At 59.1% G+C, this 26,173-nt stretch carries 31 protein-coding genes; 12 read left to right on the top strand and 19 right to left on the bottom strand.

Annotation, left to right across the window (positions count from 1 at the left end):
• Positions 1–46: 46 nt before the first annotated feature.
• From QMX93_RS05645 to QMX93_RS05610, 8 genes are all read right to left on the bottom strand, one after another.
• A complete protein-coding gene (locus tag QMX93_RS05645) occupies positions 47–1,525 on the bottom strand; it encodes an APC family permease (protein ID WP_282353433.1) in 1,479 nt (492 codons plus the stop codon).
• A 302-nt stretch (positions 1,526–1,827) separates the two neighbouring features.
• Positions 1,828–2,355 carry a GNAT family N-acetyltransferase gene (locus QMX93_RS05640; protein ID WP_282353431.1) on the bottom strand — a complete coding sequence of 176 codons (528 nt, stop codon included), beginning with the start codon at positions 2,353–2,355 and terminating at the stop codon, positions 1,828–1,830.
• Positions 2,356–2,465: 110 nt separating this feature from the next.
• Entirely contained in the window at positions 2,466–3,791 is a 1,326-nt protein-coding gene (locus QMX93_RS05635) for an LLM class flavin-dependent oxidoreductase (protein WP_282353429.1), read from the bottom strand.
• Positions 3,792–3,798: 7 nt separating this feature from the next.
• The gene (locus QMX93_RS05630) at positions 3,799–6,153 is read right to left on the bottom strand and encodes a TonB-dependent receptor (protein ID WP_282353427.1); all 2,355 of its coding nucleotides are present in this window, start codon (positions 6,151–6,153) and stop codon (positions 3,799–3,801) included.
• Positions 6,154–6,282: 129 nt separating this feature from the next.
• Positions 6,283–7,356: an AraC family transcriptional regulator gene (locus tag QMX93_RS05625; RefSeq protein ID WP_282353425.1), complete on the bottom strand. Its 1,074-nt coding sequence runs from the start codon at positions 7,354–7,356 to the stop codon at positions 6,283–6,285.
• Positions 7,357–7,398: 42 nt separating this feature from the next.
• Positions 7,399–8,016, bottom strand: coding sequence for a glutathione S-transferase C-terminal domain-containing protein (locus QMX93_RS05620; RefSeq protein WP_282353423.1), 618 nt, complete (start codon positions 8,014–8,016; stop codon positions 7,399–7,401).
• Positions 8,017–8,030: 14 nt separating this feature from the next.
• A complete protein-coding gene (locus QMX93_RS05615; protein WP_282353521.1) occupies positions 8,031–9,017 on the bottom strand; it encodes an ABC transporter substrate-binding protein in 987 nt (328 codons plus the stop codon).
• 1,219 nt (positions 9,018–10,236) lie between these two features.
• On the bottom strand, positions 10,237–10,683 hold the full coding sequence (locus QMX93_RS05610; RefSeq protein ID WP_246542000.1) for a low affinity iron permease family protein: 447 nt from the start codon (positions 10,681–10,683) through the stop codon (positions 10,237–10,239).
• Positions 10,684–10,928: 245 nt separating this feature from the next.
• Here QMX93_RS05610 and QMX93_RS05605 point away from each other — a divergent pair, with 245 nt between their 5' ends.
• The 4 genes from QMX93_RS05605 (at position 10,929) to QMX93_RS05590 (ending at position 13,761) form a co-directional block, all read left to right on the top strand.
• Positions 10,929–11,492 (top strand): hypothetical protein, encoded by a 564-nt coding sequence (locus QMX93_RS05605; RefSeq protein ID WP_282353420.1) that lies wholly within the window; start codon positions 10,929–10,931, stop codon positions 11,490–11,492.
• Positions 11,492–11,920: a phage holin family protein gene (locus QMX93_RS05600; RefSeq protein ID WP_159811416.1), complete on the top strand. Its 429-nt coding sequence runs from the start codon at positions 11,492–11,494 to the stop codon at positions 11,918–11,920. The genes QMX93_RS05605 and QMX93_RS05600 overlap by 1 nt, the downstream gene beginning before the upstream one ends.
• A complete protein-coding gene (locus QMX93_RS05595) occupies positions 11,917–12,741 on the top strand; it encodes a DUF3618 domain-containing protein (protein ID WP_212546031.1) in 825 nt (274 codons plus the stop codon). Before QMX93_RS05600 ends, QMX93_RS05595 begins: the two co-directional genes overlap by 4 nt.
• Before the next feature lie 90 nt (positions 12,742–12,831).
• Positions 12,832–13,761, top strand: coding sequence for a ZIP family metal transporter (locus QMX93_RS05590; RefSeq protein WP_053120443.1), 930 nt, complete (start codon positions 12,832–12,834; stop codon positions 13,759–13,761).
• A gap of 6 nt (positions 13,762–13,767) precedes the next feature.
• Here QMX93_RS05590 and QMX93_RS05585 read toward each other — a convergent pair whose 3' ends face one another.
• The 4 genes from QMX93_RS05585 to QMX93_RS05570 all read right to left on the bottom strand — a co-directional run bounded on the left by QMX93_RS05585 (position 13,768) and on the right by QMX93_RS05570 (position 16,654).
• Entirely contained in the window at positions 13,768–14,496 is a 729-nt protein-coding gene (locus QMX93_RS05585; protein WP_282353409.1) for an NAD(P)-dependent oxidoreductase, read from the bottom strand.
• 75 nt (positions 14,497–14,571) lie between these two features.
• Complete coding sequence (locus QMX93_RS05580; RefSeq protein WP_282353407.1) at positions 14,572–14,964, bottom strand: GFA family protein; 393 nt, start codon at positions 14,962–14,964, stop codon at positions 14,572–14,574.
• Positions 14,965–14,997: 33 nt separating this feature from the next.
• Entirely contained in the window at positions 14,998–15,246 is a 249-nt protein-coding gene (locus QMX93_RS05575; protein WP_159811412.1) for a DUF6555 family protein, read from the bottom strand.
• A 184-nt stretch (positions 15,247–15,430) separates the two neighbouring features.
• Positions 15,431–16,654: a zinc-dependent alcohol dehydrogenase gene (locus QMX93_RS05570; RefSeq protein WP_053119670.1), complete on the bottom strand. Its 1,224-nt coding sequence runs from the start codon at positions 16,652–16,654 to the stop codon at positions 15,431–15,433.
• A gap of 187 nt (positions 16,655–16,841) precedes the next feature.
• On the opposite strand from QMX93_RS05570, the gene QMX93_RS05565 reads away from it, so the two are divergent.
• Both QMX93_RS05565 and QMX93_RS05560 read left to right on the top strand, forming a co-directional pair.
• Entirely contained in the window at positions 16,842–17,543 is a 702-nt protein-coding gene (locus QMX93_RS05565) for a glycosyltransferase (protein ID WP_212549385.1), read from the top strand.
• 24 nt (positions 17,544–17,567) lie between these two features.
• The gene (locus tag QMX93_RS05560) at positions 17,568–17,813 is read left to right on the top strand and encodes a hypothetical protein (RefSeq protein ID WP_053119674.1); all 246 of its coding nucleotides are present in this window, start codon (positions 17,568–17,570) and stop codon (positions 17,811–17,813) included.
• On the opposite strand, the gene QMX93_RS05555 is transcribed toward QMX93_RS05560, so the two are convergent.
• Positions 17,804–18,061: a hypothetical protein gene (locus QMX93_RS05555; protein WP_282353399.1), complete on the bottom strand. Its 258-nt coding sequence runs from the start codon at positions 18,059–18,061 to the stop codon at positions 17,804–17,806. The genes QMX93_RS05560 and QMX93_RS05555 overlap by 10 nt on opposite strands.
• 381 nt (positions 18,062–18,442) lie before the next feature.
• On the opposite strand from QMX93_RS05555, the gene QMX93_RS05550 reads away from it, so the two are divergent.
• The 3 genes from QMX93_RS05550 to QMX93_RS05540 all read left to right on the top strand — a co-directional run bounded on the left by QMX93_RS05550 (position 18,443) and on the right by QMX93_RS05540 (position 21,373).
• Positions 18,443–18,874 carry a DNA methylase gene (locus QMX93_RS05550; protein ID WP_282353397.1) on the top strand — a complete coding sequence of 144 codons (432 nt, stop codon included), beginning with the start codon at positions 18,443–18,445 and terminating at the stop codon, positions 18,872–18,874.
• 186 nt (positions 18,875–19,060) lie between these two features.
• On the top strand, positions 19,061–20,200 hold the full coding sequence (locus QMX93_RS05545; protein ID WP_282353394.1) for a glutathione-independent formaldehyde dehydrogenase: 1,140 nt from the start codon (positions 19,061–19,063) through the stop codon (positions 20,198–20,200).
• Between the two features lie 75 nt (positions 20,201–20,275).
• Positions 20,276–21,373, top strand: a complete 1,098-nt coding sequence (locus QMX93_RS05540) for a catalase family protein (RefSeq protein ID WP_282353392.1) — start codon at positions 20,276–20,278, stop codon at positions 21,371–21,373.
• A 6-nt stretch (positions 21,374–21,379) separates the two neighbouring features.
• On the opposite strand, the gene QMX93_RS05535 is transcribed toward QMX93_RS05540, so the two are convergent.
• Positions 21,380–21,862, bottom strand: coding sequence for a MaoC family dehydratase (locus tag QMX93_RS05535; RefSeq protein WP_282353390.1), 483 nt, complete (start codon positions 21,860–21,862; stop codon positions 21,380–21,382).
• Between the two features lie 36 nt (positions 21,863–21,898).
• Positions 21,899–22,516 carry a LysE family translocator gene (locus QMX93_RS05530; RefSeq protein WP_282353388.1) on the bottom strand — a complete coding sequence of 206 codons (618 nt, stop codon included), beginning with the start codon at positions 22,514–22,516 and terminating at the stop codon, positions 21,899–21,901.
• A 149-nt stretch (positions 22,517–22,665) separates the two neighbouring features.
• On the opposite strand from QMX93_RS05530, the gene QMX93_RS05525 reads away from it, so the two are divergent.
• Both QMX93_RS05525 and QMX93_RS05520 read left to right on the top strand, forming a co-directional pair.
• Positions 22,666–23,124, top strand: coding sequence for an Lrp/AsnC family transcriptional regulator (locus tag QMX93_RS05525; RefSeq protein WP_282353386.1), 459 nt, complete (start codon positions 22,666–22,668; stop codon positions 23,122–23,124).
• Between the two features lie 135 nt (positions 23,125–23,259).
• The gene (locus QMX93_RS05520) at positions 23,260–23,496 is read left to right on the top strand and encodes a hypothetical protein (RefSeq protein ID WP_282353384.1); all 237 of its coding nucleotides are present in this window, start codon (positions 23,260–23,262) and stop codon (positions 23,494–23,496) included.
• Positions 23,497–23,554: 58 nt separating this feature from the next.
• On the opposite strand, the gene QMX93_RS05515 is transcribed toward QMX93_RS05520, so the two are convergent.
• The 3 genes from QMX93_RS05515 to QMX93_RS05505 all read right to left on the bottom strand — a co-directional run bounded on the left by QMX93_RS05515 (position 23,555) and on the right by QMX93_RS05505 (position 25,048).
• On the bottom strand, positions 23,555–23,713 hold the full coding sequence (locus tag QMX93_RS05515; RefSeq protein WP_159811403.1) for a DUF2986 domain-containing protein: 159 nt from the start codon (positions 23,711–23,713) through the stop codon (positions 23,555–23,557).
• A gap of 33 nt (positions 23,714–23,746) precedes the next feature.
• Positions 23,747–24,070, bottom strand: a complete 324-nt coding sequence (locus QMX93_RS05510; RefSeq protein ID WP_053119687.1) for a gamma-glutamylcyclotransferase — start codon at positions 24,068–24,070, stop codon at positions 23,747–23,749.
• Between the two features lie 69 nt (positions 24,071–24,139).
• Entirely contained in the window at positions 24,140–25,048 is a 909-nt protein-coding gene (locus QMX93_RS05505; protein ID WP_282353372.1) for an alpha/beta hydrolase, read from the bottom strand.
• A 215-nt stretch (positions 25,049–25,263) separates the two neighbouring features.
• Here QMX93_RS05505 and QMX93_RS05500 point away from each other — a divergent pair, with 215 nt between their 5' ends.
• Positions 25,264–25,731 carry an anti-virulence regulator CigR family protein gene (locus tag QMX93_RS05500; protein ID WP_282353371.1) on the top strand — a complete coding sequence of 156 codons (468 nt, stop codon included), beginning with the start codon at positions 25,264–25,266 and terminating at the stop codon, positions 25,729–25,731.
• 29 nt (positions 25,732–25,760) lie between these two features.
• Here QMX93_RS05500 and QMX93_RS05495 read toward each other — a convergent pair whose 3' ends face one another.
• Positions 25,761–26,048, bottom strand: coding sequence for a barstar family protein (locus tag QMX93_RS05495; RefSeq protein ID WP_282353519.1), 288 nt, complete (start codon positions 26,046–26,048; stop codon positions 25,761–25,763).
• Between the last annotated feature and the right edge of the window lie 125 nt (positions 26,049–26,173).

The raw sequence follows: 26,173 nt of genomic DNA, 5'->3' as shown, positions 1-26,173 counted from the left end.
CTCCAGATTCGCGGGGCGCAAGGGCCCCGCATGACAAGGCGGGGGGTTATTCGGTGCGCAGTTGCAGGCTGCTGCGCAGATAAGGCTTGGCGCGGAACAGGTAGATCAGGCCCAGCAGCGCGAGGATCGAGAACACCAGAATCACCGCCCACACCTGAAACCATGGCGCACCCGGTGGCGCCAGCGACTCCCGTGGCCAAGCGACGTTGATGCTTTCAAACACCAGCCAGAAGAACGCCGCAAGATTGACCGGCAGACCCCAGCGACCAAGGCTGAAAGTCCCGGGCTCGGGTTTCCATTGGCCGCGCAGACGGGCGAGCAGGGCGCAGCTGACGACAATCAGGAACACCATGAAAAAGCCGCCGCTGCCGAAAGCGATCAACGTGCCAACCGCCGTTGCGTTGAGGCCGAGCGCCAGACCGAGACTGGCGAAACAGGTGCTGAAAACCATCGCCGCGAAAGGCACTTTGCGCTTGTCGACTTTGCGCAACAGGGCCGACGCCGGGAGCATCGAGTCTCGCGCCATGCCGAACACGGCGCGACCGATGTAGGTCTGCACCGAGACGATGCACGCGATGAACGCCACCAACACGATGCCCACGAAAGGTCGTTCCGACCAGCTACCGAAGGCATCAACGACAGCAGGTGTCACCGGGTCGACGATTTGCCCGGAGACCATGCCTGCGGTTTCGGTAAACGACAGCGTCACGGCGAATGCGGTGAGCATGACGGTGAGGCCGACCAGAATCATCGAGCGCAAAATCGCCCGCGGCGTCGACGTCCGCGCATCGGCAGTTTCTTCGGACACCTGCGAGCAGGCGTCGAACCCGAGGAAGGCCCAGCCACCGACCGCCATCGCCGTCAGAAAACCCGGCAGGTACGAGCCGTCGCCACCCTGACTGGAGGTCAGTCCTTCAAACACCAGCGACAGCGAATGGTTACGGAAGAACAACAGCAACAACACGCCGATGCCGATGGAGGCGATCGCCTCGGCAATGATCCCGGCGTTGACGAAGTACTTCAGCGGATTGATGCCGAACAGGTTCACCCCCAAACCGAGCAGCAACAGCACGGCGCCGCTGAACACTTGAGCATTCGCCGATGGCGGCGCGCCGGTAAAAAACAGCCACAACCAGAAACCGCCCAAGTAAGCGACAGTGGTCAAGGAAGCCAATGCCGAGGCCAGATACATGAACCCGGTGAACCACGCCCAGCGATCGCCCGCCAGTCGCCGAACCCATTGATAGCAACCGCCGGCGAGCGGGTATTGCGAGGCCAGTTCGGCATACACCAGCGCCACCAGAAACTGCAGCGCCAGGCACAGCGGAACGATCCAGACCCAGGACGGCCCGGCGTTCATCGCGCCCAATGACATCACCGAATAAATGCCCACCACCGGCGAAACGGTAGCGAACCCGACAGAAAATGAAGACCACAATGACAGACCGCGATGCAGTTCCTGGGCATAGCCTTGGCTGTGCAGCAACGATTCGTCGGCGTTTGGGCGGGAAAGAGGCGAGGTCATTGTCGGCCTCCCAGTGAAGCGCTGGCGCTGGAGAGCGCGCAATGACAGGCACGGCAGCGTGCGAGCAGGGCGGACATAAGAAATTCCTTGGTCGGCAGACACATTATTTTTAGGATCGCCTTGTCTCAGGCGTACCGACGAAACGGCCTCCTTCATGAGGAGTGAAGGGAGCTTAAGCCAGGCAAACATCGATAAAAATTCATATGTTTGTAGGCTGGGTTCTGGAATTTCATATGTTTGGAGAAGGGAGCAGAGAAGAACGACTGACCGTGATCAGCCGTCGTTGATTGGCAAAGCGCAGGCTAGCCCCATTGCGTGCTGGAAAGCCCATAACATTTGCACATCGCAGGCACTCCAGACAGATCCAGTTCGGCGTCATACAAATGCGTTGCGCCCAGCTTGAGCATGGCGTTTTGCGAACGAAGATTATTAGGCGCGACGTGGAAGTAGACGGTGTCATACGCCTTGAACGCATGCTCCAGCATCAATCGCTTAAGCTCGCGATTGGCCGGCCCGCCCCATTTCGCCCGCGTCAGAAAGGTGTAACCGATGGCGATTGCGTCAGGCTGGTCGGGCGGTGAGTAGTAGCTCGACATGCCGACGATCTGCCCGGAGGCAATCTCGATCACGGCGAGGGCTTTGCCACTGGCCAGACGCGCGGCGAAGTAGGGCGCGAAGACCTGTCGTTGATAGCGATCCGTGGCCGGGTGGCCGGCCCAGATCAGCGGGTCACTCGCCGCCAGCAGCATGCCTTCAAAATCACTGTCGGCGAGTGGTCGCAGTTGCAGCGTGTTCCCGCTTAAATCGGGTTGGTTATCAAAGTCGCGCACTGGACGGGTTTCCTTGTCAGGTGAGTCCTGAGAAAGAAACCAGTCTAGGGCGACCGTCGTTCAAGGAAAGATCCAATGCACGGATTTTTCATGGAGCCATCGCTACCGGCTTAACGCTGGTAACGATTACCCGGCCGCTGCAATCCCAGATGATCCCGCAGCGTGCTGCCGCTGTACTCAGTGCGGAACAACCCGCGCTGTTGCAGCAACGGCACCACGCCGTCAACGAAGTCATCCAGACCTTCCGGCAGGAACGGCGGCATGATGTTGAAGCCGTCGGCAGCCTGGCCGACGAACCATTCTTCAAGAGTGTCGGCGATGGTTTTCGGCGTGCCGATCACGGTGTGATGGCCGCGCGCGCCGGCGACTTTCAGGTACAACTGGCGAATTGTCAGGTTCTCCCGGCGCGCCAGATCGATGAACAACGCCTGACGGCTCTGCATTGAATTGCTTTGCGGCAGCTCTGGCAACGGGCCGTCCAGATCATATTCCGACAGGTCGAAACCACCGGCCATACCCGCGAGCATCGCCAGTCCAACCCGTGGCTCGACCAGATCCTGCAACTGTTGGTATTTGTCTTCCGCTTCACTTTGCGTGCGGCCAATCACCGGCGAAATCCCCGGCATGACTTTCAACTGCTCGGGGCGGCGGCCGTAGCCGGCGAGGCGACCTTTGACGTCGGCGTAAAAGGCCTGGGCATTGCTGAGTGTTTGTTGCGCGGTGAACACCACTTCAGCGGTGCGCGCGGCCAACGCCTTGCCCGGTTCCGAGGAGCCAGCCTGAATCAGCACCGGGTAACCCTGTGGCGTGCGCGGAATGTTCAGCGGCCCGCGCACCCGGTAGTTTTCGCCGTGGTGATTGAGTACATGGAGTTTGTCCGGCTGGAAAAACACGCCGCTGGATTTATCGCGGATGAAAGCGTCGTCTTCAAAGCTGTCCCACAGGCCGGTGAAAACATCGATGAATTCTTCAGCGCGCTGATAACGGTCGCCGTGCTCGAAATGCTTGTCGCGGCCAAAATTCAGCGCCTCCAGATCGGTCGCCGAGGTCACCAGATTCCAGCCACTGCGCCCGCCGCTCAAGTGATCGAGGGAGGCGAACTTGCGCGCCAGTAAATAAGGTTCGTTGTAGCTGGTAGAGACCGTCGACACCAGGCCGATGCGCTCGGTCACCGCTGCCAGACCCGAGAGCAGCACCAGTGGATCGAAGACATCGCCAGCGGTGGTGAACTGGCCCAGTTCCGGCGAGCCCATCAAGGCCAGGTTGTCGGCGAAGAATATCGCATCGAACTTGCCGCGTTCGGCGGTGGTGGCGAGTTTTTTGAAGTGCTGGAAATCCAGTCCGCCGCCAGCCCAGGCACGCGGGTGGCGCCAGGCGGCGAGGTGATGGCCGCTGCTCATGAGAAACGCGCCCAGGCTCATTTTTGCTGTTGTCATAGTGTCCTCAGAAGTCATAGCGCAAGGTCAGGCCGGCAGTGCGCGGCTGGCCTGGCGAGGCGGTGTAAAGACCGTTGGAACCACTGCCAACAGCCAGGTAATACTCACGATCGAAGGCGTTTTTCACCCACAGCGAGGCGTCCAGCAAACCGTCGCCGTAGTCCATGCGCGCGCCGACCGAGAAGTTGGCGAGGCCGTAGCCGTCGATCTTCGCCAGGTCGGAGTTGTCGAGGGTGCCTTCGCTCTCTGAGCGATAGGCATAGCTGCCGGTGGCGTAAGGTTCGATGCGGTCAATGCGCGGCCACTTGTATTCGCCGTTGATGTTGCCGATCCAGCGCGAGGCGCCGGCCACACGCTGGCCGCTGAGGTCGCAGTTGGTCTGGCCGGGGTTTTCCGAGGGGCAGGGCGCGTCTTTGAATGACAGATAGGTGACGTCGTTGAACGAGCCGTTGACGTTCAGCGTCAGCCCGCGCACCGGCACGGTGGTGGCCTCAAATTCGAGTCCACGTGAGCGCACGGTGCCGGCGTTGGTCAGCAATTGGTAACCGGTCAACGAGCCCGGCGGCTGGTAGTAAGTGGTGGCTTGATAGCCGTTCACGCCCGTCCAGAATACGTTCGCGTTGAGTTGCAAGCGCTGGTCGAACAGCTGACTTTTGATCCCCAGTTCCGCATCGTTCGCCCGCTCGGGGCCGACCAGCAACGACTCTGCGCCAGCGCTCGGTGCCGAGCCGACCGCAAGGTTGACGCCGCCGGATTTCTCACCGTGGGACAACGAGGTGTAGCCCAACACATCGTCGCTGAAGTGGTAGCTCAAACTGGCCAGAAACGACGGTGCGGCGTTGTACAGGTGCAGGTCACCGGTGTCGTAGGCGCCGACCTGGCCGGCACGGATCGCGTTGCCATCGACCACGCCCGGGATCACCACTGGCGTGCCGCCACCCACAGGGGCGAAGCGTTTGACGTTGGCTTCTTTTTCTTCGTAAGTGCCACGGATGCCGGCGCTAAAATCGAGGCGCTGGGTCAGGTGCCAGGTGCCTTGGGCAAACAGCGCGTAGCTCTCGGTGTCGATCTTGCCGTTGACCTTGCTGCTGACGTTGTTCAGCGCATTGAGATTGGCGCCGATCAGGTTGAGATCCGCCAGCGGCCCGAGGTCGGTGAAGATGCGGTTGCCGAGGTCTTGCTTGAACGCGTAGGCGCCAACCACGTAATCAAAGAACTCGCCTTTAGGCGAAGCCAGGCGCACTTCCTGCGAGAACTGACGGTCGTGGACTTCGTAGCCGAAGTCATTGATCACCGGGACTTCCAGTTGGTCGGCGTCGTTGGCCGGGTTGAAGTGCCAGCTGCGATAAGCACTGATCGAGGTCAGCGTGTAGCCGCCGGCAAGGTTCCAGTTGGCTTCAACGGAACTCGCATTCTGGTGCACGCTGACGTTCTGGCGGCCATCGATGTTGCTCTCGCCCACCTGCGGATTTGCGCCAACGAGTGCCGCGCGGCGCCAGAACACGGGCCCCGCACCGTAAATCACGCTGCTGCCGCTGCTGGAGTTTTCGCTGTTGTATTCGTTGATCCAGCGCAGGCTGAAATCGTCGTTGGGTTTGAACAGCAATTGCCCACGCAAGCCTTCGCGCTCACCGCCGAGCAGTGTGCGATCGTCGTGGCGATTGTTCAGGTAGCCGTCATCGCGGGTGCGATAGAACGACAGGCGACCGGCGAGGGTGTCAGTTAACGGCCCGGACACCGTACCTTTGCCTTGAAAGTAGCCGTCCTGCCCACCCGACACTTCGAGGCTGCGCTCGGGGGTGAACGTCGGGCCACGGGTGGTGATGTTGAGCACGCCCGCCGTGGTGTTTTTGCCGAACAACGTGCCTTGCGGCCCGCGCAGCAATTCCAGTTGCTCAACGTCGAGCATGTCGAACGCGGCCATGCCGGGACGGCCGAGATAGACGTTATCCAGGTAAATCCCGGCGCTGCCTTCGAGGCCATCGCTGGCCGGGTTGTTGCCGATCCCGCGCACGGCAAAACTGGAAACCCGCGCATGGACATAAGCGACGTTGACGCTCGGCAAGGCCTGTTGCAGATCCTGAATCTTGTAGATGCGCTGGGTTTCCAGGTTGGCGCCGCTGAGGGTGGTGATCGGCGTCGGTACGTCTTGCGACTGTTCTTCGCGACGGCGCGCGGTCACGGTGACCTGTTCAAGCCGTGGCGCCGAGTTGTCGACCTGAGTTGCCGTCGGTGTGGACGCTTCGGGCTCATCGGCGGCGAAGCTCTGGGTCGAGCAGAGGACACCGGGCAGCGCCAGCCATAAGGAAAAGCTCAGGGGCTTGAGGCGATGGGCCGTGGTGGCCGAGTAACGTAAAAGCATGGACGCAGAGCTCCTTTTTTTGCCGCGCGACGCAATCGGTCGGGCTCGGTAGGAGTGCCATGCTAGAGCGTGTGAAGGTGGGAAAAGGGGCCTGCGCGGACAACCTATGGTCCGCCGCAGACAAGTGACTCAAACCGCGATCGACAGTGCTCGCTCAGCCGCGAAAACAGTGGGCCGTGGCACGTAACGTTGAGGTTGCAAGGGCACATCGTCACGCCGCCATTTGCCGGGACTTTCGCCGGTCCAGCGACGGAACGCGCGATTGAAACTGCTCGGCTCATTGAAGCCCAGTCGATAGCAGATTTCGTTGATCGAGCAGTCGGTCTGGCGCAGGTAACTGAACGCCAGTTGTCGCCGGCAATCGTCGAGCAACGCCTTGAAACTGCTGTCGTGTTTGAGCAAGTGCCGATGCAGATTGCGCACGCTCATGCCGAGCTCGTCGGCGACACGACTTTGCTGAACTTCACCCAGAGGCAAGTAACGAATAATCGCCGCGCGAACCCGCTCCGGCAAATTCAGGCGTCGTTGCCGTTCGAGGTAGTCGTTGAGCACGCCGTCGAGTCCTTGGGCCACGGCGTGATTGGCTGTGGTCAGCGGCGCATCCAGCCACCGGTTGCTGTATTCGATGGCATTTTCGCCGGCGTCGAAGCGGATCGGGCAACCGAGCAAACGTGTCCAGCGCAGCGGATCTTGTGGGGCAGGGCGGGCCAGGCGCACGCCGTGCACGATCGGCAAATCCACCCAGGTTTGCCGGGTGAAGCGCACTGCGCAAGCAATCGACGCTTCGGTGGCGATCTGCTCCACCTCCGCGCCGTCGGCCACGCCGTAAACCATGCGCGTGGTGTGCGGCCCGCGAACCAGACTCATTGCCGCCGACGTGGTGATCACCGGGGCGTAACGCACGCCCCGTTGCAACGCTTCAATCACCGTCGAACTGCTTTGCGCGGCGAAAAACAACCCGTGAAAGTCGGTCGGATAACTGTACTGCGCCACTTGCAGGCCGAAGCATTCGTCAGCACTGATGCGCCGCGCCGCCCGCCAGAGTGCGCTCATGGCGGGGAGGGCGATGCGCTGATCAGGGTCATGCAGATGACAACGGCTGATACCGGCCTCACTCAGCAGCGGGGCGGCGTCGATGCCCTGTGCTTCCAGCGTGCGGGCGATGACTTGGGCCCAGGTGGCAATGGTATCGGTGCTTGGCATGGTGGTTCTCCGGCGTGTTCGGTTATCCGTCCTCGGGCTGTTTCAGGCGAGGCCTTCGGCGGCCAAGGCTTGCACCACTGATTCCCGCGCGCGGAAGCGACCGAGTGCGGCCTGCAGCGCAGGGAAATCGTTGAGCACACCGACGCGGGCGCTCCAGCCGAGGAAGACGCCGAGGTAGGCGTCCGCCACGGTGAAACGATCACCGACCAGATACTCGGTTTGCGCCAGTCGCGCTTCGATCGGTTTCAGTGCGTTGCTCAGTTGTTCCAGCGCACGCTTGCGAATGCCGGGGAATGCGCTTTCGTCAGCGCTGTAACGCTCTGGGCGGTTGATCGGGCGAAACGCGCCGACGTGGATCTCGGTCGCCACGTAACCGAGCCAGCCTTGAATCTGCGCGCGCTCGACCGAACCTGCCGGTGCGAACAATTCTGTGCCGGGTTTGAGGTCGGCGAGGTACGGCAGGATCGCGGTGTTTTCGGTGAGCAGCGTCTGGTTATCCAGCAACAGCGCCGGCACGCGACCGGTCGGGTTGATCTGGCGATACGGCGAGTTCGTGTCGCCGAGGGTCACGCGCTCGACGCTGATGGGCAGTTGCAATTCGTGGATCACGACATGGGCAGCGAACGAGCAGGCACCGGGAAAAATGAACAGGGTGGTCATGGGCATTCCTTGTTTTAGCGACTGGCTTGTGGGGTTTGCGAAGCGGTGTCGGTGTGTTGCAGGGCGGCCTCGATGAAGCGCGGCTCGGCCCAAGTTTTCACTTCAAAACCTTTGCGGATCAGTTTCGCGTTGAGCGCCAGATCGACGCTGCGCTGCAAGTTATCGAGGAACGGCGCGTCGAGCTGCGGGGCGAAAATCTTCACCAGCGATTGGTCTTTGGCATCGGTGGTGAGGATGTCTGCGGGGAAGCTGGCGAGTTTTGAAACCAGGTTGATGTAGTCCTGTTTGTGGTCGTCGTTGCGCAGCCAGGTGATGGCGGGTTGTTGCGCCTTGATCAGGCGCGCGACCAGTTCTGGATGTGCGTCGACAAAGGCGCCACGGCCTAACAACACGGCTTGCATGCTGCCGGCGCCATCGAGGTCGACGGTGGTCAGCGGCAATTCAGCGAGGCCGCGTGCCTTCAGCGCAATCACGCCGGCGCCGGACCAGGTCGCGTCGATTTGCTTGGCGGCGAGTGCCGCGTTGGCGGCGTTGTAGTCGAGGTTGACGACTTTGTAGTCGCTCTCTTTCAAGCCTTGGTGCGCGAGTGCCGAGGCAAACGAAAGTTGCGTGGCAGTGCCTCGGAAGATAGCGACGCGTTTGCCTTTCAGCGATTCGAGGGTGGTGATGCCGGAGCCCGGCTGTACGGCGAGATAGAGTTTGACGTCACGGGCCGTCGCACTGAGCAAACGCGTGTCGAGGCCACCGGCCTTGCCGATGATCGCCGGCAAGTCGCCGAGGTAAGCGAAGTCTTCCTGGTTGTTGGCCAAGGCCTCATTGATCGCCGGCCCCGCGCCTTTGAAGAAGTCCCAACGGATCTTGATGCCGTCCTTTTCGAACTCCTTTTCCAGGGTTTGCCGATCGCGTAATACGTCGACAATCCCGGCGCCGCTGGGTGTCGGCCCGGCGCTGATGTCCGGTACGGCGATACGGATTTCCTTGACCGTATCGGCCAGCGTCAGACTGGAGACGAGTAAAGCGGCGAGGGTAAGCGCGGCTTTCGGAAGGGAAGTTTTGCTAAACGACGTCGTTCGACTCACACGGATGCTCCTGCAAATTCCAGCGAGGTGCCGGATCGAAGGCGCAGGTATAGCGGCGTACACACGTAGAAATAAAATAATTAAAAATGTGCTGGTTAGTCGCTTTGGGCATATAAGCGACAGCGCATAGCTTGGGGCAGCAATGCCTTTCAGGCATAAAAACTATGCCGAGCCAAATCCCCCTCAGACACCCGTTGTTCACTGTAGGAGCCGAGCTTGCTCGCGAACGCGTCAGCCCAGGCATTGCAGTGTTGAATGACCCACCGCTTTCGCGAGCAAGCTCTGCTCCTACAAGTTTTCTGCCGTACACAAAACCCCGGCACGCGCCACCCCCCCTGTAGGAGCGAGCCTGCTCGCGAAGGCGTCAGCTCAGGCAATGCATTGTTGAATGACCCACCGCTTTCGCGAGCAAGCTCTGCTCCTACTAGTTTTCTGCCGTACACGAAACCCCGGCACGCCCCAAACCCCTGTAGGAGCTGAGCTTGCTCGCGAAGGCGTCAGCCCAGGCAATGCATTGTTAAATGACCCACCGCTTTCGCGAGCAGGCTCGCTCCCACAGGTTTCTTTGTCGCTCAAAAAACCTTGGGCACGCCCCAAACCCCTGTAGGAGCTGAGCCTGCTCGCGAAGGCGTCAGCCCAGTCAATGCATTGTTGAATGACCCACCACTTTCGCGAGCAAGCTCTGCTCCTACTAGTTTTCTGACGTACACAAAACCCCCGACACGCCCCAAATCCCTGTAGGAGTGAGCCTGCTCGCGAAGGCGTCAGCCCAGTCAATGCATTGTTGAATGACCCACCGCTTTCGCGAGCAAGCTCTGCTCCTACAAGTTTTCTGCCATACAAAAAGTCCCGAGCACATCCCAAATCCTTGTGGGAGCGAGCCTGCTCGCGAAGGCGTCAGCCCAGGCAATGCATAGTTGAATGACCCACCGCTTTCGCGAGCAAGCTATGCTCCTACAAGTTTTCTGCCGTACAAAAAGTCCCGGGCACGCCCCAAACCCCTGTAGGAGCTGAGCTTGCTCGCGAAGGCGTCAGCTCAGGCAATGCATAGTTGAATGACCCACCGCCTTCGCGAGCAAGCCCGCTCCCACAGTTCGTAATGTCATGCTCACATTCCGGGGCGCGCTTCAAAACCGCTGCGTCAGCGTTGGGTCTCACCCGGCTCCACTTCGGCGGCGGCAGCTTTGACAGGCACGCCATCTACAAACGCTTCATGCGCTTCAGGGTCGAGATTGACCTGGTGACGTTCACCCAGCGAGCTATAGCGATCGCGCAGTTTGCGCAGATCCCGTGAACCCATTTTATCCAGCCCCAACGTCGCATTCTGCGCCGCCGTGGTCGCGCGAATCAGTTCATCAATCTTCAGATGCAAAATGTCGTTGTCGCGGTTTTGTGTGTTCTGGATCAGAAACACCATCAGGAAGGTGATGATGGTGGTCGACGTATTGATGATCAGTTGCCAGGTATCGTTGTAGTGAAAGTACGGCCCGGTCAGTCCCCAAACCCCAATCAAGACGATCGCGAGGAGAAAAGTTTTCGAGCTGCCGGCCCAGTTTGAAAGGCCTTGGCAGAAACGTGCAAAAGTCATGAGTGCGAGCTCTCGTTGAATGTAACGAGTCTGACCGCAGCCAGTTCTTGAAATTCTTTTTTACATTTAGACCGCTCGTCGCCAAGGTTCAGCGCAGCCGTCGCTGCTGGAAAACCTTCTTGCAGGTCGCCCATCATCCTCTTTGAACTCTGCGTCAAACTCCCCCGTCCTCTGCAGTGAGGGGCTCAGGGCAATCCTTGCTGCGCAGTCCCGTTAACGTTTTCATCCAGAAGGCGAGGGACGACATGAATACTTCAGACAGCAGAGCAGGATCTCAGACCGGCGATCCGGCAGGCAGCAAGCCTGAGCACGACTTTGAGCATTTAAAGGAAGAGGTCACCGAGGCGTTGGGCGGCGCGAGGCATCAAGCCGATGCGCAGTTTGGCCAATATCGCGACACCGCCGCCGATCAGATCGAGGCATTGGCGCAAGGTGCGAAAAGCTTTGTGTCGGAACTGGAGGACAAGGACTCACTGGGCATGTCCGACTACCTCAGCGACATGGCGGAGTCGATGACGGGGCTGGCCGGCAATCTTCGCGGCAAGAGTGCCGAACAGCTCTTGCACGATGCGGCGGATCTGGCGCGCAGCAATCCCGCGCTGTTCATTGCCGGGAGCATTGCCGTGGGGTTCGGATTATCGCGATTCCTCAAGGCCGGCACGGGCGCGGCGGTCACCGTCAGCGCTCATCACGATCCGGCAGCAGGCAGTTCCTCCATGCCGCCATCAGACGGTTATGGCGCCCATCGGCCTTATGAAACGTCGCCCGCACCGACCCCCGTTGCGCCAGTCGCGAAAGGAGCACTGTGATGAACAGAGACGATCCGGATCTGCCGGGCACAAGACCTCTTGCGCAACCTGACGACGCTTCGGTCGTCGGTCTGCTTCGACAGCTGTCCCGCGAAGTGCCCGCGTTATTCACCAAGGAACTGGCCTTGGCCAAGGCCGAACTGCAAACCAGCCTCACCACGCTGAAGGCCGGCATTGCGGCGGTGGCGGGCGGTGCCATCGTTTTTCTGGCGGGTTTCATCATCCTGCTGATGTCGGCGGTCTACGCTTTGAGCCTGTTCATGGCGCCGTGGCTGGCAGCGTTGATCGTCGGTGTTGTGGTGATGATCATCGGCTTCGCCATGTTGCAAACCGGCAAAAAACAATTCGAGCCGTCCCATTTCAAACCTGACCGGACGCTGGACGCTCTGAACAAAGATCAGGAAGCGCTGCGGAGGAAAGTCTCATGAACACTGAACTGGATATCGAATCGCAAAAAAGTCCCGAGCAGATCGAACGGGAAATCGACGCGCAGCGCGCCAGCATCGGCAACATCGTCGACCAGCTGGAAAGCAAGTTCACCCCCGGTCAGATGTTCGACCAGGCCTGGGGCCTGATGCAAAACAATGGCTCGACGTTTATCACTAACCTTGGCACCAGCGTGCGCAACAACCCCGTGCCTGCGGTGCTGACCTCGGTGGGTCTGCTGTGGCTGATGATGAGCCAGAACCGGCCGCCGGTGCCGCAACCGGTCTATCGGACCGGGCCCGATCAGGACAGGGCCGGGGAATGGGCGGATGGTTTGGCGGACGGTATTGACAGTGCGCGCGACCATTTGCACCAGACGGCCGATTCGCTGAAAGAAGGTTACCAATCGCTGAAAGGCAAAGCCGCGCACTTGGGCGACAACGTTGGTGCCGCCAGTGAAAACCTCAGCCATGCGATGCACGATGCCGGTGATCGGTTAGCACGCAACTCACAGGTATTGGGTCAGCAGTTCAATCAACTGCTCAAGGAACAACCCTTGGTAGTCGCCGCCGCCGGCATCGCACTGGGCGCCTTGCTCGGTGCCGCGTTGCCAACCACCAGCACCGAACAGCGCATGATGGGGCGCACCAGCGCCGGGCTGGTCGATAAAGTCAAAAAGCAGGCGCAGGAAGGCTATGAAGCGGTTCGCGATACCGTGACGAAAACCACTGAACAAGAGGCTGTCGCCGCCCGTTCAGACTCCTCGCCTGCAACATCGTCGCCCCCGTCCGCCGATCTTTCCCAAGGCTTGGGCACCTCCTGATCGCGGAGAACCGGAGGCCCGCAATGGGCCTCCTTGCCGGGGGCAATGATCGTCGCTTGATCAGTGAAAACACATTGAATGGTGGGAATGATGTCCGAACCTGCAACGCCTTCCGAAACGTCTTCACGAAACTGGTTTAGCCATCTCACAAACGCTGGCTGGGGAGGTCGCGCCTTCTGGCTAGCGCTGGCGTGCGTGGCTGTTCTGTTGATGGTCAGCGGCTATGGCGCATTTGTCGGCGCGAACAAGGCGAATCTTTATTTTGCTTTTCTGGGCGGACTGTCCGGATTTGGCGCCACCGCATTAGGGGCGGTGGTGGCGATAGCGTTGCGCGACATTGCTGCGCGTACGCAAGACATCATGCTTGGGTTCGCGGCCGGCATGATGCTTGCCGCCAGTTCTTTTTCGCTGATTCTGCCGGGCATCGAAGCGGCACAGGCCTTGTGCGGCAATCAGTTGCTGGCGGCCTGCGTGGTGGTGGCCGGGTTGGCGCTGGGCGTGGCGCTGATGGTCGGACTGGATCGCTTCGTGCCGCACGAACACGAAAAAAGCGGTCGGCGCGGGCCTGAAGCGAAGCGCATCAATCGAGTCTGGCTGTTTGTATTGGCAATCACTCTGCACAACCTGCCGGAAGGCATGGCGATTGGTGTGAGTTTTGCCAACGGCGACATGCAGGTAGGGTTGCCGCTGACAACCGCCATCGCCATTCAGGATATTCCCGAGGGCTTGGCAGTCGCGCTGGCATTGCGTGTGACGGGACTTTCGGCATTGCGAGCGGCGCTGATTGCCGTCGCTTCAGGGCTGATGGAACCCATCGGCGCCATCGTCGGTTTGGGCGTTTCCAGCAGCTTCGCGTTGGGTTATCCGATCGCTCTCGGTCTGGCGGCTGGCGCGATGATTTTTGTGGTGTCCCATGAGGTCATTCCGGAGACCCATCGCAATGGTCACGAGACACCCGCGACTCTTGGATTGATGCTCGGTTTTGGAGTGATGATGTTTCTCGATACGGCGTTGGGTTAGCGCGCGTTATTTGCCCTCAAGAATCTTGAAGGCATCATCCAGCGGCGCATAGCCGACGACTTTTCGCGTTTCATCAATCGAAAGACGCTTGTATCGATTGTCCGAAACGCCATGGACAACGTGGAATCCGTTCAGCTCGGCATCCACGCAATCGCGCAGCAACGCGACGACATCCCGCACACTGATAAACGCCGCAACGTCCCTGTGGCTGTGCGCTTCACCCGGGTGAAACTCGTTTACGTTGGCAATGCGCACGGCGACGGTGGTCATCGCACCGTCGTTGGCATGCAGCGATGCCAGTGCTTCGCCGAACGCTTTGCCGACCCCGTAAAGATTGCCGGGCCGGGGCGCCATGCTTTCGTGGACTTGTACATCCTTGGGGTAGCCTTCGATGGCCTGAGCGCTGCTGGCGAAGATGAAGCGCTTGCAGCCTTGCGTCTTCGCGGCGAGCAGCATGTTGTAGGTGCCAACGATATTCACCGGCAGGACGGAGGTTATGAAATCCGCGTCCGGATTCGGATCGGCCGCCAGGTGAATGACGGTGTCGATGCCTTCGCAGGCTTCATGGCAACCGGATAAATCGGTGATGTCGAGGGCGAAACGTTCGCTGGAATCGGCAAGTTTTGATACGTCTATATCGGCTAAGCGTAGAACCAGTTCATCGCCATACGCTTTGTAGAAGGCGCTGCCGATCTTGCCGGCAGCACCGGTGACTAATATTTTTCGTGCGCTCATGTCCGTATGTCCTCAGGGTGAGATTCCATTCTGGTTCTCGACCGACCGATGATTACCATCCTTCTTTGCTTCCAATCAAGGTGTTTGCCAAACCCCACCCTCGGCAACAGGCACATCGTCCAGGTCGTAAGGGTTGACCCCTTCGAGGCAGCCCACATTGAAGCCGAACTCGTGCGGGTTGGTGCTGCGCCGGTGGTGCGTGTAGATCCCGCAGTTGCCACAGAAAAAATGCTCGGCTACATGCTTGCCGAACTGGTAGGTCCGGAGCGCCGATTCGCCCCGGATCACCTTTAAGTCCGCCGCCGGAACCGCAGCCACGACCGCGCCTTTGCGTTTGCAAAACGAACAATCGCAACGGTGCGGGGCCGGGAGACCCTCAGGCAAGTGCAGCTCAAGAATCACCGCGCCACAGTGGCAGCTGGCGCGGTGATCGACGCGGATGTGTGTGTTGCCGATTTGTTTAAGCATCGCAGTCCACCTCTCTGGTCTGCCGCATAAAGCTCAAGCCTCTGTCCAGTCCACGGTCGCCGTTTCACGCCACTTCACCTCCGTGACGCCGAATCGCTCGGCCTGAGGCTTGGATACGACTTTCAATGGCGGCTTGCCCGGTTTCGGAATCGGCGCGATGCCGGCATCACAACTCGCCCAATGCCAGGCATCGGCATTGCGCATGGTTTTCGCGCGTATGACGAAAGACTTCGGCTGCCCGTGAAGCTTGTATTCAATGACGAAAATGTCTGTCTGGCTCATGAGTTACTCCTTACGCTCATACGCCAATGAGTGGTGTCGAGAGAAAAAAATTCCAAGAATTTTTACGATGCGAACGACGCGGATAACCGCGCCGCGAAATCAACGCAAACTGCTTAAAAAAAGGAACCAGAGGACTCGCAAAAACTCTGAATCCTCTGCTCCTTTTTTAGCCGCTGAATGAAGCTTACGTAGCCAGAACCGCAACGCCGTCATCGAGCTCGGGCAAGGCAATGTGGCTGTCGCCTGGCGTCAGAATGACCTTGCGGCAATCCTCCTCACGTTTATCGAAAATCCTGTAGCCCTCGGCAGCCTGCTCCAGCGACATGCGATGGCTGATGATCACATCCGGGGAGAGCCGGCCGGTTTCGATGTGCCCGAGCAGTTCCGGGAGGAAACGATGAACGTGGGTCTGGCCCATTTTGAAGGTCAGGCCTTTGTCGAACGCGTCGCCGAACAAGAAACCATGGATGAACCCGGAGTAAACTCCCGGGACGCTGACAATGCCACCGCGTCGCACGGCGGCGATGCACTGGCGCAAGGCTTTGCCGCTGCTGCCTTCGAGTTTGAGGGTGGCGAGGACGGTTTCGGTGGTGCTGCCTTTCGCTTCAAAACCCACCGCATCCACGGCGCCGTCAACGCCACGCATGCCCTTGGTCTGGCGGATGATGGTGTCGGCGGGGTCATCGTCCTCATCAAAATTGATCGGGATCACGCCATAGGTTTTCTGCGCATAGGCGAGGCGATAGGGGTGGTGATCGACCATGAAAATCTGCTCGGCGCCCAACATCCGCGCACACGCCGCGCTCAACAGACCCACCGGGCCGGCGCCATAGATCGCCAGGCTTGAGCCTGGTCCGATGTCTGCATTGGTGACCGCTTGCCAAGCGGTGGGCAGGATGTCGGAAAGGAACAAAACCTTCTCGTCCGACAGTGTGCCAGGCACCTTGAACGGCCCGGTGTTGGCTTTGGGGACGCGCACGTATTCTGCCTGGCCGCCGGGCACGCCACCGTACATGTGGCTGTAACCAAACAGCGCTGCCCCGGAAGGAATGGCCTTTTTATTGAGGATTGCGCCACGGCCGGTGTTGGTGGTTTCGCAGGCGGCGAACAAATCCATCTGACAGAAAAAGCAGCTGCCACAGGCAATCACAAAAGGAATTACCACGCGGTCGCCCGGCTGCACGGCAGTCACCGCTGATCCTGTCTCTTCGACGATGCCCATGAACTCATGGCCGAAAATGTCGCCGTGCTCGACGGTGGGAATTTTGCCGCGATACAGATGCAGGTCGGAGCCGCAGATCGCTGTCGCGGTCACGCGCAGGATGATGTCGTCGCTTTGCTCGATAACCGGATCAGGAACCGTGTCGACCTTGACGCTGTGCGCGCCGTGATAAGTGAGTGCTCTCATGACGTCTTACCCGCTTCAGCTGGATGGTAAGTGGGAGAGGAGGAACGGCGAACGTAAGTTCATAGATTCAGGGGCACAAATGACTGGCGGTCGCCGACGCGGCCACTTGTGCGATTTTTTAAACCTATTGGCTTAGCCACCGGTCGACTGCAGGAGCTTGTAACTCTGATAGCCGGAGGTAGCGTTAATGATCGGTGTCGTGATCCCTGCACATAATGAAGAGCGCCATATCAGGGCCTGTCTTGAGTCGGTTCTGTTCGCGGCACAACATCCTGCATTGGCGGGCCAGTCGGTCTCGGTAGTGGTCGTCCTCGACGATTGCACTGACCACACCGGGCGGATCGTTTCAGCGCTGGGCGTGAGCACGATCGTGGCGTCATTCCAGAACGTGGGAAAGGCGCGAGCCACCGGCGCAGAGCACTTGCTGGCCGCTGGCGCGAAATGGCTTGCCTTCACCGATGCCGACACCGCCGTGCCCGCCGATTGGCTGGCACGGCAGATTGAATTCAAAGCCGATGCCGTCTGTGGCACCGTCGAGGTGGACAGCTGGAACGAACACGGTGAGTCGGTTCGCTCAAAGTACCTGGAGCATTATCAGTTCATCGAAAACCATCGGCACATCCACGGTGCCAATCTCGGTCTGAGTGCCGAGGCCTACCGAAATGCGGGTGGGTTCCAGCATCTCACTGCCCACGAAGACGTCCATCTGGTGGGTGATCTCACGCGGATTGGTGCTCATATCGTCTGGACAGCGACGAACCCGGTGGTCACCAGCGCTCGCAAGGATTACAAATGTCGCGGCGGATTTGGTGAGTACCTGGCCAATTTGAGTACGTCACTGGCCGTGCCTGTGCTTGATCAACAAGTCAGTACCGGTGTTTCTCTTTGACGCGAATGTAGGCGGGAGCGGAAATTGCAGTACATCGATTGGATGCAGTGGCCGGCCATGGTCATTACGGTAGCCTCTGCCTGGTTTATCGGATCGCAACGAGCCTACCGGCGAATGATCGCTTTCTGGGGATTCATCCTCAGCAATGCGCTCTGGGTGATTTGGGGGCTGCACGCCGACGCCTACGCGCTGATCCTCCTTGAGTGCATCCTTTTGGGGATGAATGCCCGAGGCTTCAAGAAGAATTTCGACGGCCACCGTCAGTCTTGAGCATGTTGGTTTTCCTTGCCCTTCGCGTTTTTCCTCAGTCCGCGCAGGTTCATCAGAAACAGACAAATCTGCAAGACGATCAACGCGTACGCCCCGGCATAGGCGCCCCAAATCACCCACAACACGTTGCTCAGACTGAAGCACACAAAGCCGATCATTCGTCGTGCAGGACGTTGCGATCCAATGAGCCATGCGGCGAGAACGGTTACGACCATCGCTGGCCATTGCACCCAATCCAGATAAGCCAAAATCCCCTCCCGTCACAGTTCGGCGAATGCATCGCCATCAAGTTATTACGCCAAATCAATCGGGCTTCTGATGACTGGATGAAGTCTTCGATTTGCCGAGTATGTAGCAAGGGTGAAGCTGGCCATTAGGGTGGGTAGTGATGACCACAGATATCAGTGACCAGCCTTCATGAAGCTTAAGGTTCGCTTCGTTGGCAGATAGCGCTTCCATGACTTGAACGGTCTCGGACATGTGCATTTTGTGCTTGCTCACATTTCAGTATTTAACCCTTAGGTGTCCTGTATGAATAAGGGTTCCATTAGCGATTCTCGCCACGGGATCGTTCGCAGTCGTATCGGGTCTACCTACTTGACTGGGACATGCCGCAAAGGACCTGAAACGTGAACAAAGCAATCAGCGCACACGACTTGAACATCGATCTGCAGGGCGGTGAAGAAACGGCCTTGTTCAAATGGCTGCTCGCCAGTTTTTTGATGGGTAAGAGAATTCAGGGAGCCATTGCTGCAAAGGCCTATCAGGTCATCGTTGAGCAGCACCAGCGGGATACGCCGCAGAAACTCGCACACTGCACTCATCGCCAATTGGTTGTGATGCTTGGCCAGGCCCACTACGTGCGATACGACGAAACCACGGCATCGCGGTTGCTCGCACTGGCTCACAAGCTCAATGCCGAATACGACGGCAAGATCGGCAATATCGTGGCGGCCAGCAACGGTCGTCAGGCCTTCGAAAAACGCCTGGACGAATTCGAAGGGATCGGGCCCAAAACCGTCGAGATTTTTATGCGCGAAGCCGCCGCTGTGCTTTTTTGAACGGGGCAGGGGAGCCCGCAAATAGAAAGCACCGTCCGCAGATAATTCATTGTTTTCGACGTGCAGTATCGCAGTTGGCCGTTCGTCGTTCTTGCGCCTCTATCGATTGAACATACGTTCTTGCTCTCCGGACAGATAAATCTGAGCGGGCGAATTTTTCCATCGTCTGGCTAACGGGAGAACACCATGAAAGCAATCGTTTACAACGGCCCGCGTGATGTCAGCGTGCAGAATGTCGCGGATGCCAAAATCGAAAAGCCTACCGATGTGCTGGTTCGAATCACCACGACCAATATCTGCGGCTCGGACTTGCACATGTACGAAGGGCGTACATCGATGGAGACCGGGCGGGTGTTTGGTCACGAGAATCTCGGTGAAGTGATCGAAGTGGGCGCGGGCGTCGATCGTGTGAAAGTTGGCGACCGGGTTTGCCTGCCGTTCAACATCGGTTGCGGGTTCTGCGAGAACTGCGAAAAAGGCCTTACCGGTTTTTGCCTGACCGCCAATCCCGGTAGCGCGGGCGCCGCTTATGGTTTCGCCGACATGGGCCCTTATCAAGGCGGCCAGGCGGAGCTGCTGCGTGTGCCGTATGCCGACTTCAATTGTCTTGTGCTGCCCGAAGATGCCGAGGAGCGCGAGGATGACTACGTCATGCTCTCTGACATCTTCCCGACAGGCTGGCATGCGACTGAGCTGGCGGGGCTGCTGCCGGGCGAGAGCATCGCCATTTATGGCGCAGGCCCGGTCGGATTGATGGCGGCGCACTCGGCAATGATCAAGGGCGCGTCGCAGGTTTTCGTTGTCGACAACCATCCCGACCGTTTGAAACTGGCCGCACAATTGGGCGCTACCCCGATCAATTCCTTAGAGAAAGAAGCGGTCGATCAGATTCTCAATCTGACCCATGGCAAAGGCACTGACCGTGGTTGCGAGTGCGTCGGTTATCAGTGCTGCGATCGCCACGGCCATGAAGCCAATCACCTGACCATGAACAATCTGGTTGCCTCCACCAAAGCTACGGGTGGCATTGGCGTCGTTGGCGTGTTTGTCCCACAGGATCCGGGGGCCGAAAACGAGCTGGCCAAGCAAGGCAAGATGGCTTTCGACTTCGGCTCGTTCTGGTTCAAGGGCCAGCAGATCCGTACCGGTCAAGCCAACGTCAAACACTACAACCGCCGCCTCGCTGAACTCATTCATCACGGCCGCGCCAACCCTGCACAAATCATCTCGCATCGCCTGAAACTCGCCGAGGGCCCAGACGCCTACAAGCACTTCGATGCGCGTGATAACGGCTGGACAAAAGTGGTACTCAAACCAACGGCTTGACGCTCCACGCGTTGCCTTCGCCAGCTGTAACACGGCCGGCGTTTTTCGCTATTCGATCGAGCGGAGAGACCTTCCATGAATGACCTTCCAGTAGTGAGCATTGCCGCCAGGCCGTTGCCATTCGAGCCTGCTTTCGAGCAGATCCCCGACGACGAGGCACAGACCAGCGAGGAACTGAACAAAGCGCTGCATGCCATCATGGAAACTACGTTCAAGGACAATGGACACGCCACGCGCAGCGTTCACGCCAAGGCCCATGGCGTGCTGCGCGGGCGGATCACGGTGCTCGATAATCTTCCGGCCGAACTTGCTCAAGGCGCCTTTGCGACGCCGGGAACGTTGCCGGTGGTTTTGCGTTTCTCAACCAATCCGGGCGACATTCTTGATGACAAGGTGTCGACCCCGCGCGGGTTGGCGCTGAAGATCATTGGCGTGGACGGCCCACGGCTGCCGGGCAGCGATGGGGTGGTGACGCAGGATTTTGTGATGATCAACGCCAAAGCCTTTACGTCGGCCACGCCCAAAGCATTTCTTAAATCACTGAAGTTGCTGGCGAAGACGACCGATAAAGCGCCCGGTCTGAAGAAAGCGTTTTCTGCATTACTGCGCGGTGTTGAGGCGGCGATTGAGTCAGCCGGCGGCGAAAGTGGCACGCTGAAGAGTCTCGGCGGCCACCCGCAAACTCACATTCTCGGCGAGAGTTTCAGCACGGTCGCGCCATTACTGTATGGCGCGTACTACGCAAAAATTGCAGTCGTGCCGATTTCTCTCTCACTGACGGCGTTGACTCATCAGCACGTCGACTTTGCCGACAACCCCAATGGCCTGCGCGCAGCGGTCAAAGCGTATTTCGCGCAGAACTCGGGGGTGTGGGAAGTGCGGGTACAACTGGCCACAGACCTTGAGAAAATGCCGATCGAAGACGCCTCGGTCGAGTGGCCGGAGAAACTCAGCCCTTACCTCACCGTCGCGCGAATCGAAGTCGATGCGCAGGACGCCTGGGCCAGCGACAACGTCGAAGCAATCGACGACGGTATGTCGTTCAGCCCGTGGCATGGTTTGGCTGCGCATCGGCCGTTGGGCGGGGTCATGCGGGTACGTAAACCGGCCTATGAAATGTCGGCCGGGTTTCGCGCAGCGCACAATGGTTGTCCGATGCACGAGCCTCGCTAAGGTTAATCAACGGGGCAGGACTGCGCCGTTGCCTGGATCGCCTTCTGCGAGCATACGTTTCAGGCAATCCCGCTCAGGCGCGCCGGGTAACACGCCTGTGGTCGTCGCCACCAAAACGGTGACGCCCTCGGCATTGACCACGCTGACGTCGGCTTTCGCATGTCCTCGCTCATCGATTTCGGTGATCAGCCAGTGGCAGGTAATCCGTTCCTCGGCGTACACGGGGCGCTTGAATTCGAAACTCATTCCGCTGGCCAACCAGCCAATCTGCCCACCGATTTCGGTCATCAGGCTGGCTGTCAGCAGGCCGTGGGCGATGGGCGCTTTGAACCGGCGTAATTGCGCGTATTCAGCGTCGCAGTGCACCGGGTTGTAATCCCGCGAGATCTGCGCAAATTGCTGGATCTCGTCGTCGGAGAAACAGCGGACAACGCTGAAACTGTCTCCGACCTTCAGGCCCTCGGCGGCACGTTCTCTCGGCGTTTTCATAGGCTTCCTTGAATAGGCATTGGCTCAAAGGATAGGTCACGCACGCAACTGTTCAATCAGCAGCACCAGCGCGATCACGATCATGATCGCCCCGGCCAATCGACTGACCACGCGTGCGGCGGCCGGACGGGTCTGAAGCACGACTTGCGAGCCGAAACCCACCAGCAGATAAATCACTCCGCAACTGACGGTGTGCACCAGCCCGAGCGCGATCATCTGCGCAGGCACTGGCCAAGCTGCGGCGGTGCTGGTGAATTGCGGCAGCAGCGCGAGAAACAGCAAGAACACTTTCGGATTCAATCCACTGACACAAAAGCCCTTGAAGGCCCAGCGCGCCCACGAATCAGTGCTCTGGCTCGCATCAGCGTGCGGCGTGGGAGGGCGGGCTAGCAGATTAGCGCCTAACCACAGCAGATAACCGGCGCCGGCCACCGTCAGCACCGACAAGGCGAGCGGATGATTGGCGACCAGTGTGCCGACACCGGCCGCGACAATAATGGTTGCGAGCAAATGCCCGGACAACAGCCCCGCCACGGCAGGCAGAACGACGCGATGCTTCAAGCCTGCGGAGATCGCATACGCCCAATCAGCCCCCGGTGTGATGACAAATAGCATCGACACCGCCCAGAACGCGGCAAACATGCTCAAAGTCATGGCGTCACCCAGGGTCGTTGATTGGAGGTGGTTTTGATCATCGTTGCTTCCTGAACAGTGTTTTGTGCCAAGGAAGAATAATGAAAATCGGCTAGAATCTTCTTTCAAAGATGATCGTTGTGGCGTCGCAAATTGGAAGGTTTTACTGAATGGACAGAATTGATCGCAATATTCTTGCTGAGCTGCAAAAGGATGGTCGGTTGTCGGTGACTGAACTGGCGGATCGCGTCGGGTTGAGCCTTTCACCCTGTCATCGCCGCGTGCGGGCGTTGGAGGAGTCGGGCGTGTTGCTGGGTTATCGCGCGCAACTCGATCCTGCTGCGCTGGGCCTCAACTTTTCCGCGATGGTGTTCGTCACCCTGCGCGAGGGCAATCGTCAGGCTGTCGACGCGTTTGAGACGGCGTTGGTTAAGATTCCACACGTGGTGGATGCGCAACGGCTGTTTGGTGAGCCTGATTATTTGCTGCACGTCATCACTGAAGATCTGCCGGCGTTTCAGCGTTTGTATGACGAGAGCCTGTCGACGTTGCCCAATGTGCAGCGGCTGACATCGACGTTGGTGATGAAGCGGGTGGTGCAGGATCGGCCGTTGCCTTTGGGAGTTTGAAAAAGGGGGCGCTGCGCACCCCTACGGGGATAAATCCCCTCGCCACAAGGGGCTGTATTGTGATTTGGTTGAACTAAAAGCTGACCGGCTAGTCAGGATATTAAGTCGTCCATTCAACCACTGACGGATATCCGCATGCACACCTATACCCTGGAATACCTGTTCAACGGCGAGCCGCGTAGCCACACCTTCGAACTCAAAGACACCCATCTGGCCGAGCATGAAGCGGCCATGCATCTACTGGAGTTGCATTTGGGCGATGCCGAAAACGGTTTGCTGATGCCCACGGCAGACGCCACCCCGGAAGAAATTCTGGAGCAGGCCGAGCGGGTAGGGTTGACGCAGATTCGCGTGGTCAATCAAATGCGATGAGGGCAGCGCCGATTGCAGTGTGCGTTGCAACACTGCGATCGGGCCTGAAACGCGGGGATCAGCTTTCGGCGGTTTCGCTTGGGGTTGCAGCGGCCTCGGCGTCCAGCTTAAGGCGATCAGCCTTGCTGATGTATTTCGGCTTTTTCGGCGCCAGTTTGGCGCTGGCCTTTTTGGCCTTTTCCTTGAACAACTGCTTGAGTTTCTTTTGACGGTTCATCGGTTTTACTCGGTTTTAAAGGCGCAATAGCAACTAGCGAAGAGCGTACACGTAAGCGTCGATGGTTGAACCGTCTGCCAGCGTTACCTGCGTCAGCAGGCGCTGATATTCAGAACCTTCGAATTCGTCGAGCGCTGCCCAGTGTTCGGCGAAATGCTCGGAAGAGAACACGTAGCCGGCAATGTCGTCGCCATCGTCGGCAATGATCAGACCGGGATAACCCAATTCCGCACCCCAACCGGCTTCGGCCAAACGGCCCTTGAGTGTGGCAGTTTCCCAGACGCCGCCGATCTTCAGCATGACATGCTCATTCGGTCGCCCCGGGCCCAGGGTTCCATAAACGAATAGACGCTCCACGTTTGCTCTCCGCTGGAAAAGGGGTGAATCCTGACCTATGGATCGAGTCCAGGCAATCAACAACTGGGGTCACAGCGATATAAAGTCCCGAACGGCTTTAATCGTCGGCGCCGGTGCCTCTTCCATCAGCCAATGACCTGCCGCTGGAATCACCACTTCCGTGACATTGTCAGCGGCATTGCGCATGACGATCGCCTCGTTGTTGCCGAAGGATTTCTCGCCGCCCACCGCCAGTACCGGCATGCTCAAGTGCTTTTGCAGCACCGGCTCGTTGTCGAGCGCATCCTGACGAATGCTGCGAAATTGCGCGAAAGCGGCGTGCATGGCACCCGGGCGCGCGTAGAGTTTGGCGTAGTGCTGACGGGTTTGTTCATCGACCTTGGCCGGGGTGCCGGCGAACTCGTTCCAGAAGCGGTCAAGGTAAATGCGCTCGCGCCCGGCCACCAAGCGCTCCATGTCCTTACCACCAAAATCGAAATGCCAAAGCATCGGCGAACGCACGATGTCGTTCCATGGCGTAATGCCGGGCACGGGCGCGTCCATCACCACCAAGCGGTCGGTGAGCTGCGGATAGCGTGCGGCGTAGGCAAACGCGACCATCGTGCCGATGTCATGGCCGATGACCACCGAGTGTTCGATTTTCAACGCGCTCAACACCGCGCGAATGTCGCCGGCCTGTGTCTTCTTGTCATAACCGCCCTCGGGGATCGACGACAAACCCATGCCCCGCAGATCCGGCACCACCACCGTGTGATCGCGCGCCAGATCCGTTGCCAGCGGCGCCCACATGTCGCCGGTATCGCCAAAACCATGCAACAGCACCACCGCCGGGCCTTTGCCGCCGACCCGAACGTGCATCGTCGCGCCTTCGACCTTGATGTCCTGCGTCTTGAAGCCTGCGGGGAACGGCGTGATGTCGGCGTGGGCTGGGAGGCTCAGCGCGAGCAGGGTGAGGGCGGTCAGCAAGGGACGGATCATGGCGGTGGCTCCGGATGCGGGGGCGCTGTTGGGGGAATGGAGTGAGCGTAGACGGATCCATGGCGGCAGGAGGGTTTTTAACCGACAGCCAGAAGCTGGTCAGGGACGTCAAATCGCTGTGCAGTCGCCTCCTGAAATTGTGCCCGTTCAATCATCTAAGCTGAACGTGCAGCGTCCGGAAGACACAGGAGCACGCAACCATGAAGGAACCTCTCATGTTCAGATTACGCTCAACGATTGCAGCGCTTTCATGCGTCGCGCTGATTGTCGGTTCTACCGCCGCGCTGGCCGATCCCGGTAACGGAAAGGGCCAGGGCAACGGTAAAGGCAACTCGCAAAACGTGCAGAACCAGGGTGGACAGGACGGTCACGGCAACAAGGGCAAGAAGTCCGGTGGCGACTGGGGCAATGGCCCAAGCATCGACCGCGGCAACGTGCTCGGCATTGTCGGTGGCTATCGCGATTACTGGAGCCCGGGGCCGTCGTTGCCGCCCGGGATCCAGAAAAACCTCGCACGCGGCAAGCCCCTGCCACCGGGGATCGCGAAGAAACTGGATGGACGCCTTGTCGGCCATCTGCCGCATTACGACGGCTATGAATGGCAGCAAGCGGGCACGGATCTGATCCTCGTAGCGTTGGCGACGGGTCTCATCTACGAAGTACTCAACGGGGCTTTTGATTAGCGAGGGGAGATGGGGGGACAGGCCGTACTTTAGTCAAACACGACAGTGGCGGCCTGCTCCGGGAACTCGGCCGTCATCTGCTCAAGGCATTTTTGCATCAGCTGCGCATCCCTAGGTAAGTGGCTGGAGAACGCCTGCCATCCTGAAATCTGCAGCTTGAGCGGCAATTCAACCAGCCCGGTGATCGCGTCCCAGAACGCATCCCAGTTACAGCCGTACCAATCAGGGAAACCCAGGCTTTCGCGCAGCAACGCGTGAAGTTCGGCGGAACTCGTCACTTCACTCAAATCAATGTTTACAGTCTGTGCTCTAGGCATCATCAGCACCTGAACTCGGATCGCGGAAGTGAACGGGACAGCATTGTTTATCACCTATCCTGTGGGAGCCGAGCTTGCTCGCGAAGAGGCCGGCACATTCAACATTTCTATCGACAGTTACGCCG

Source organism: Pseudomonas sp. PS01303, from assembly GCF_029959385.1.
In the GTDB taxonomy this organism is placed as follows: domain Bacteria; phylum Pseudomonadota; class Gammaproteobacteria; order Pseudomonadales; family Pseudomonadaceae; genus Aquipseudomonas; species Aquipseudomonas rustica.
The sequence above is the reverse complement of the archived record's forward strand: the minus strand, read 5'-3'. Positions and strand labels throughout refer to the sequence as shown.

Excerpts from the sequence above, each read along its gene's own strand:
- QMX93_RS05530 (WP_282353388.1), bottom strand. The coding sequence starts at position 22,516 with ATGACTTTGAGCATGTTTGCCGCGTTCTGGGCGGTGTCGATGCTATTT.
- QMX93_RS05645 (WP_282353433.1), bottom strand. The coding sequence starts at position 1,525 with ATGACCTCGCCTCTTTCCCGCCCAAACGCCGACGAATCGTTGCTGCAC.
- QMX93_RS05590 (WP_053120443.1), top strand. The coding sequence starts at position 12,832 with ATGTCCGAACCTGCAACGCCTTCCGAAACGTCTTCACGAAACTGGTTT.
- QMX93_RS05525 (WP_282353386.1), top strand. The coding sequence starts at position 22,666 with ATGGACAGAATTGATCGCAATATTCTTGCTGAGCTGCAAAAGGATGGT.
- QMX93_RS05515 (WP_159811403.1), bottom strand. The coding sequence starts at position 23,713 with ATGAACCGTCAAAAGAAACTCAAGCAGTTGTTCAAGGAAAAGGCCAAA.
- QMX93_RS05520 (WP_282353384.1), top strand. The coding sequence starts at position 23,260 with ATGCACACCTATACCCTGGAATACCTGTTCAACGGCGAGCCGCGTAGC.
- QMX93_RS05540 (WP_282353392.1), top strand. The coding sequence starts at position 20,276 with ATGAATGACCTTCCAGTAGTGAGCATTGCCGCCAGGCCGTTGCCATTC.
- QMX93_RS05595 (WP_212546031.1), top strand. The coding sequence starts at position 11,917 with ATGAACACTGAACTGGATATCGAATCGCAAAAAAGTCCCGAGCAGATC.
- QMX93_RS05635 (WP_282353429.1), bottom strand. The coding sequence starts at position 3,791 with ATGACAACAGCAAAAATGAGCCTGGGCGCGTTTCTCATGAGCAGCGGC.
- QMX93_RS05565 (WP_212549385.1), top strand. The coding sequence starts at position 16,842 with ATGATCGGTGTCGTGATCCCTGCACATAATGAAGAGCGCCATATCAGG.
- QMX93_RS05585 (WP_282353409.1), bottom strand. The coding sequence starts at position 14,496 with ATGAGCGCACGAAAAATATTAGTCACCGGTGCTGCCGGCAAGATCGGC.
- QMX93_RS05495 (WP_282353519.1), bottom strand. The coding sequence starts at position 26,048 with ATGCCTAGAGCACAGACTGTAAACATTGATTTGAGTGAAGTGACGAGT.
- QMX93_RS05535 (WP_282353390.1), bottom strand. The coding sequence starts at position 21,862 with ATGAAAACGCCGAGAGAACGTGCCGCCGAGGGCCTGAAGGTCGGAGAC.
- QMX93_RS05630 (WP_282353427.1), bottom strand. The coding sequence starts at position 6,153 with ATGCTTTTACGTTACTCGGCCACCACGGCCCATCGCCTCAAGCCCCTG.
- QMX93_RS05575 (WP_159811412.1), bottom strand. The coding sequence starts at position 15,246 with ATGAGCCAGACAGACATTTTCGTCATTGAATACAAGCTTCACGGGCAG.
- QMX93_RS05620 (WP_282353423.1), bottom strand. The coding sequence starts at position 8,016 with ATGACCACCCTGTTCATTTTTCCCGGTGCCTGCTCGTTCGCTGCCCAT.
- QMX93_RS05505 (WP_282353372.1), bottom strand. The coding sequence starts at position 25,048 with ATGATCCGTCCCTTGCTGACCGCCCTCACCCTGCTCGCGCTGAGCCTC.
- QMX93_RS05545 (WP_282353394.1), top strand. The coding sequence starts at position 19,061 with ATGAAAGCAATCGTTTACAACGGCCCGCGTGATGTCAGCGTGCAGAAT.
- QMX93_RS05605 (WP_282353420.1), top strand. The coding sequence starts at position 10,929 with ATGAATACTTCAGACAGCAGAGCAGGATCTCAGACCGGCGATCCGGCA.
- QMX93_RS05625 (WP_282353425.1), bottom strand. The coding sequence starts at position 7,356 with ATGCCAAGCACCGATACCATTGCCACCTGGGCCCAAGTCATCGCCCGC.
- QMX93_RS05500 (WP_282353371.1), top strand. The coding sequence starts at position 25,264 with ATGTTCAGATTACGCTCAACGATTGCAGCGCTTTCATGCGTCGCGCTG.
- QMX93_RS05570 (WP_053119670.1), bottom strand. The coding sequence starts at position 16,654 with ATGAGAGCACTCACTTATCACGGCGCGCACAGCGTCAAGGTCGACACG.
- QMX93_RS05610 (WP_246542000.1), bottom strand. The coding sequence starts at position 10,683 with ATGACTTTTGCACGTTTCTGCCAAGGCCTTTCAAACTGGGCCGGCAGC.
- QMX93_RS05600 (WP_159811416.1), top strand. The coding sequence starts at position 11,492 with ATGAACAGAGACGATCCGGATCTGCCGGGCACAAGACCTCTTGCGCAA.
- QMX93_RS05580 (WP_282353407.1), bottom strand. The coding sequence starts at position 14,964 with ATGCTTAAACAAATCGGCAACACACACATCCGCGTCGATCACCGCGCC.